We start from the raw sequence: 5564 nt of genomic DNA, 5'->3' as shown, positions 1-5564 counted from the left end.
CGAGGAGTCGAAGTCGCCGAACAACCTGAACGACCAGCGACGAAACACGGCGGCGGCGGGAACATACCCCGGCGGCGGACACGCCACGAACCCGCGCACCTCGCGGAGCCGGTCCGGACTGCCCGTCAGATCGCCGAGAACGTGCAACGCGTTCGCACTCGACGAACCGAAGGCGGCGCCCATGCCGACGGCACGGACGTACGGCGACAACACCCAGCCACGATGACCGACGCGTTCGTTGCCGCTCCCGCCGTCGCGCACGTACGCATCGACGGCGGCGACTCCCGCGTTGCCGAGCCCCAGGTTGCTCTTCGAGGCCCCGTCGGCGCCCGACACGCTGTAGCACGGCCATGTGGCAGACGGTTCGTGCGTCAGCTCGCCCGCGGCCATCATCATGATCGCGGCACGCTGCGCCGCCACGGTGGAATCGGCACTCTCGGCCACGACATCCACGCCGGCCATCCGCCGGTACCAGTTGATCCGCTGCAACTCACTGTCACGGAACGCCCGGCTCGTCGTCCCCGCCACGCAGGCACCGACATCGCCCGTGTAGCCCGGATCGGGCTCGGCCCGCTCGAACTCCGCCCGGTGCGCGGAAAGCACAGCCGCCCGATCCCACGTGTCGATCCACGGACCCGCCGCTGGCGAGCCACCGCCAGACTCCTGCCCCCCAACCGCCGTAGGCCAGATGCCCACGATCACCGCTGCGAGCGCAGCGCTGGTCACTGTCAGGTGCCAGCACCTCCGCCCTCGCTCCAAGCACCGCAGTCCAATGGGAATTCCCCTCGAACCCGACAGCTTCCTGACGTTGTACCGCCTACTCCCCTTCGTGATCACCTTGTCGCCCAATCCCGCAAACTGGCTCTCCCAAGCTCAGGAGTCTCCACCAAACCCAGGGCGATTCACTCGACCGCGTGGTCATCAGCGACGACGACCAAACACTTCGGCTAGGTCATCGGCGTAGATGCCATAGCCCCGCGAAATAAAGAGGTCTTTCAAATCAGGCTCCAGATTGTTACATCCGTACTGGTAGCTCTTGACCGCGTTGCTCCAGACATCTCCTGCCCAAGCGACAACGAAACCCACTGCGCCTTCTACAAGTTCTAGCGTAGATATTGGGTCATCAACACCAATGGCCTTCTGGGCGGCCCATATTCCAAAGGCCGTCGCGCGGTTCTTAGCGGCAGCCTTTACAAGTGTTCTTAGGCCTTCCGTCGACAGTGATGTGGCGATTGCCGATGCACCGGCTGGTGCCACTGCGACAATAATCGTCGCCGCCACTATACTTAGGGGAATTGCAGCCGCAAAACTGAGTACTTTCACGACTCTTGCGTCACACAATTTAATCGCAGCGGGCTTCAGTTCGGGAAGTATATCGACGAAGTTCAGCCTCACTCGCCTAATCCCGATCGCACCGTAGCGCTTATTGTGGTCGTGACTGACCTCGATCTTGACTTGACCATCCAATTCAAGTCTGGAGTCTCGATATCCCCACCACCTATCCGGCTTCTGCTCGGACTGAGGACTGGGGCGGAATGTCCTTACGTGCCGCCAGCTATTGCTACCAGTTCGTTTCTCGTAGATCTTCCATACTGCGTTACCATCGAGATTGGTAAATCCGTCCTTTGGGTTTTTCCACCAGAACGTAAACACGCCTTGAAGATCACCCATGTGCCATGTGGCTGTTCCACGGGCGCTCCCAAGGTAGTAATGGTCGCAAAAATAGCCAAACGTACACTTCTCGTCATATTTGCGCCAACCGGACGACGATCGGGAGCTAGTATCGGATACTACTGTTGACGTAGTTGGCACCGGATCTACTGAAACTGGATCGAAAGTGACGGTGTCATCCGGAGTCGGAGGGGGCGGTTCACCATTCGTCCGGATGGAGGTGCTTGCCGTTGGACCCGTCCCGTGGCTGTTCATGGCCGCCACTCGTACCGTGTAAGTCGCTCCGTTTCGACCGTTCAGTGTGAAGGACCTGCTTGTTCTTTCGTACGTGTGCGACCACGGATCGACCGACACCGAGAGTCTCGGTCGGGAGACGCGAATGACATACTTAGTGATGCGCGAGCCGCCACTACTCGACGGCGGATCCCACGTGGCCCTGAAGCTATTGTCGTCGGTTAGTGATAGACGGAGGTTTCGAGGCGTCGATGGGGTTCCGACTTGCTCGGGAGGGGGTGGCGGTGGGGGTGGCGGCGGCGGTGGCGGCGGTGGGGGCGGTGGCGGCGGTGGCGGCGGTGGCGGCGGTGGGGATGATCCGCAATTCGATACGCATCGCATCCTGATGGCGTCGACACCGATACGGCTGGCCCATAGTCCGTTTCTTTCGTGGTGCTCCTTGACATCGTTGTCGAATACGGCGATCACAACGTCCGCGCCATTAGTATTCCAGTTCCCTAGCGAGTACCATTCGGATATATCGTGCTGTGCCACTGCGCGCTTATAGGTATTGCTACCGATCGTTATGTTGTAGTTGACCGTGGCCGTCGCATCCTCGGTCGGAACATAGACTTGGATCTCCTGTCGACCGACGCGGTTACCCATGTACCAGTGAGCCCAGTTGTCGGCGGTACTCGCTCCACCGATCGCATACGTGAAGCGGTAGTTGTTGGCCCCGTAGCCGTGACCAGCCTCGCCCGAGCGCCACCACTGGGACGGCCCGAACAATGCGGGGTTGTCGTTCACGTACCAGCTCGTCTGGGACTGCGCCTGGGCCGGCGCCGAGACGGCGATCGGTGCAAGCACCGTCGAGAGTACGACAGTGGCGAGCGCGGTTGCGATGGTCTTGAACCTCATGGATAGCCTCCGGATTGGCTCGTAATGCGAGGGGTTGAGTTAGGTCCGCGCTTCAGGGCGCGCTGTCGAACGGCCCCACGACGCGTCGTCGAGACGGATGGACCGCTCCACCGGTGACGCCGCACCGATGCCAACGTCGCGGTCCGTTCGAGCGCTTGATTCCCGCCGCCGCAACCGTGCACCAACCGATGGACCTGGCCGAGCCGACACTCGACCCACCGGAGCTGGCGGTAAATCGCAGCGCTTGATCCCGGCCGCGCGAGGCGGGTGGCCGCCTGTCGGAAACGGCGAGCACCGGTCGGAGCGATCGGCGCGGTCGGGGTCGGCGCGGTCGTGGGCCATGACCGGCCACCAGTGGGAGCCATCGGCGCGGTCGGGGTTCCCGCGGCGAACTGAACGGAATGGATCGGGCGGGTCCGGCGCGCGAACTCGGCGGCGGGCGACGGGTTGAACGAAGAACGTCGGCGAGCAGCAGGGACGCCGCCCGCCGACGCAGGGGTGCTATCGCGGTCCGGGCGCGGGTGGCGGGGGGGAGGCGACGTTTCAGCGCCGCGCCGGTCAGCGTCGTCTAGATGTGACGGTCGATTACCGCGGGAAGATGGAAGACCGGTTGGCGGATCGGGTGCGCGGCCAACCCCCCCCCCCGGAGATTCGCTTATTGATCACGGGCAACCCCACTGATCTCTGGCCACGTCAGGGCAAAAACCTATTCGGCCGGTCCAGCATGTGCAAGTCCCTATCCAACCGAGCGATCGTGCGAGGGTCATGTCGCCCGCCGAGGTGCGCGCGCCATGGGTGTGCAGGTCCCCGTCCAACGTCAGACCTGCATCCGGACGACCGCGCTGCTCGCCTACTTCCCCGCAGGGCCCCGGGCGTCTGATCGCGCACCCGGGAGCATCGGGCCCGCAAATCAACTCTGAGAGCACCGGGAACATCTCGCCGGGATCGACCCGAGGCGGGAGCGCGTCAGCGGCGCCAGACCGCAACCGTGAACGCGCCGAGACCGCCCGGGTCGCAGAGAGCCTCCGCCTCGTGCACCCGGCTGCGCGCCTCCAGCGCAGCGAGGTCACCGACCGCGGCCCGATCATGCCACAGCGCACGCCCCTCGGCGACGAGATCCTCGATGCCGAGTGAGCGCAGGAACGTTGCCTGATCGCATACCTCCGCGGTGGGGTGCGCGGCCAGGACCTGATCCAATGGCACCTCGACCGTTATGTCGCAACTCCCCGGGTCGCGTAGTGGCTCGTGGCTCCGCACGCCGGCCCGGTAGGTGCGGACCCACTCCCGAAGCGAGCGAGCCACCAGGGAGGCACTGGTGTCGGTGTAGTCGACAACCACCAGGCTCCCTCGGCGCAGCAGCGCCAGCGCCCGACCCACCCACTCGATCGCCTCGGTGGCCAGCGGCAGCCGCCCACCGACCGGTGCCGCGGGCGCCAGAGCATTCGCAGTTGACTGAATCTCCGGGGCAGGCGGGCACAGAACCTCGATGAGCTCACCGGCGCCGGCGGGCTCCCCCGCTGACACATAGACCTCAGCCCAGCCGTCCGGCGTCCGCTCCAGGAGGCGGCTCGGAAGGTTGTCCAGCAATTCGTTGGCGATCACCACGCCGTCGACCGGCCCATCGGGTAGGTCGGCCCGGGACTCGAAGCCGGCGCACAACCCCGGCGGTTGATCCAGCAGTTGCTCGTGCTGCCGCCGCAGGGCGGTCGACCGCTCCACCAGCACGTAACGCAGAGTGTCGGCACACGCCGGCCGGGCCGCCAGAACGCTGCGGGCCAGCGCGCCCCTGCCAGCTCCAGCGTCCACGAGCGTGAAGTCATCCGGCCGACCCAACCGCTCCCAGCACCGGTCCGCAAGGCGAGCCACCAGCCGCCCGAACAGCGGCCCAACCTCCACGCTGGTCAGGAAGTCTCCGGTCCGCCGCCCCGCGCCGCGCCCCGAGGCATAGAACCCGCCAGGCTCGCCGTACAGCGCCGACTCCATAAACGCATCGAAGCGCAGCCGTTCGCTGGAGGTCACAGGAAGGTGCAGGTCAACAGGTTACGGCAGCGGATTCCGGCGTCCGCCGGCATGGCGCGAAACAGCCACCAGGAAGCTGGAACGAACAGCGGCGGCGGTCTATCGCAGCAAGTCGAGGACGGGGATGCCGGGGACGCCGTAGGCGGCCATTCTAGGCCGCCGGAGCGTCACCGGCAGCACCGGCCGGTCCGTGCAGAGGACCGCAACGGAAAGCAAGCGCTCAGCGCGGCGGCGCCGATTGTGGGGATCGCGGTCAGGCGCTCGACGGCTCCTTGCGGCCGAGATTCACCGGCACCGGGGCGTCGGCGGCGGCCACGGCGGCCAGGTGCATCTCGTTCAACTCGGGGTCGAAGAAGAAGCCGTCGTCGAACGGGGCCGGCTTCAGGTCGTCCCACCAGACCGCTGTGGGGTCGTAGGCGGCGAAGAAAATGCGGTTGGTCCAGTCGGCGTTGCGGCCCTGCAGCATCCGCATAGCGAAGACCTTCTCGCCGTTGACCTGCATGATGTCCAGGACCTGAACCTTGCCCGGCGTGGCCGACATCGAGGGCCCGCGCATGGTGCGGCCCAGGCCGGAGACGTCCCGGAACGCCCCGTTGTAGACGTCCAGGGCCCGCTCCAGGGGCAACTCGAAGTAGCGCTTCGCCCCGGTGTCGCGCTCCACGAACATGTAGTACGGGATGCAGCCCAGCTTCACCTCGCGGCGGATCATGTCGGCCCAGATCTTCGAATCGTCGTTCACGTGG

5 protein-coding genes are annotated in these 5564 nt (G+C 65.3%); 1 reads left to right on the top strand and 4 read right to left on the bottom strand.

Features of this window, described 5'->3' with window-relative positions:
- Together OXF11_10395 and OXF11_10390 are read right to left on the bottom strand one after the other, a co-directional pair.
- The coding region (locus OXF11_10395; protein ID MCY4487507.1) for a CAP domain-containing protein at window positions 1–603 on the bottom strand (603 nt) is incomplete at its 3' end.
- Window positions 604–921: 318 nt separating this feature from the next.
- A complete protein-coding gene (locus tag OXF11_10390; GenBank protein MCY4487506.1) occupies window positions 922–1671 on the bottom strand; it encodes a hypothetical protein in 750 nt (249 codons plus the stop codon).
- A 485-nt stretch (window positions 1672–2156) separates the two neighbouring features.
- Here OXF11_10390 and OXF11_10385 point away from each other — a divergent pair, with 485 nt between their 5' ends.
- A complete protein-coding gene (locus OXF11_10385) occupies window positions 2157–2291 on the top strand; it encodes a hypothetical protein (GenBank protein MCY4487505.1) in 135 nt (44 codons plus the stop codon).
- Window positions 2292–3768: 1477 nt separating this feature from the next.
- On the opposite strand, the gene OXF11_10380 is transcribed toward OXF11_10385, so the two are convergent.
- Both OXF11_10380 and OXF11_10375 read right to left on the bottom strand, forming a co-directional pair.
- Window positions 3769–4821 (bottom strand): SAM-dependent methyltransferase, encoded by a 1053-nt coding sequence (locus OXF11_10380; protein MCY4487504.1) that lies wholly within the window; start codon window positions 4819–4821, stop codon window positions 3769–3771.
- Between the two features lie 253 nt (window positions 4822–5074).
- On the bottom strand, window positions 5075–5564 hold a 490-nt coding region (locus OXF11_10375; GenBank protein ID MCY4487503.1), incomplete at its 5' end, for a hypothetical protein.

It is taken from the genome of Deltaproteobacteria bacterium (genome assembly GCA_026712905.1).
In the GTDB taxonomy this organism is placed as follows: Bacteria; Desulfobacterota; Binatia; order UBA9968; family JAJDTQ01; genus JAJDTQ01.
The sequence above is the reverse complement of the archived record's forward strand: the minus strand, read 5'-3'. Positions and strand labels throughout refer to the sequence as shown.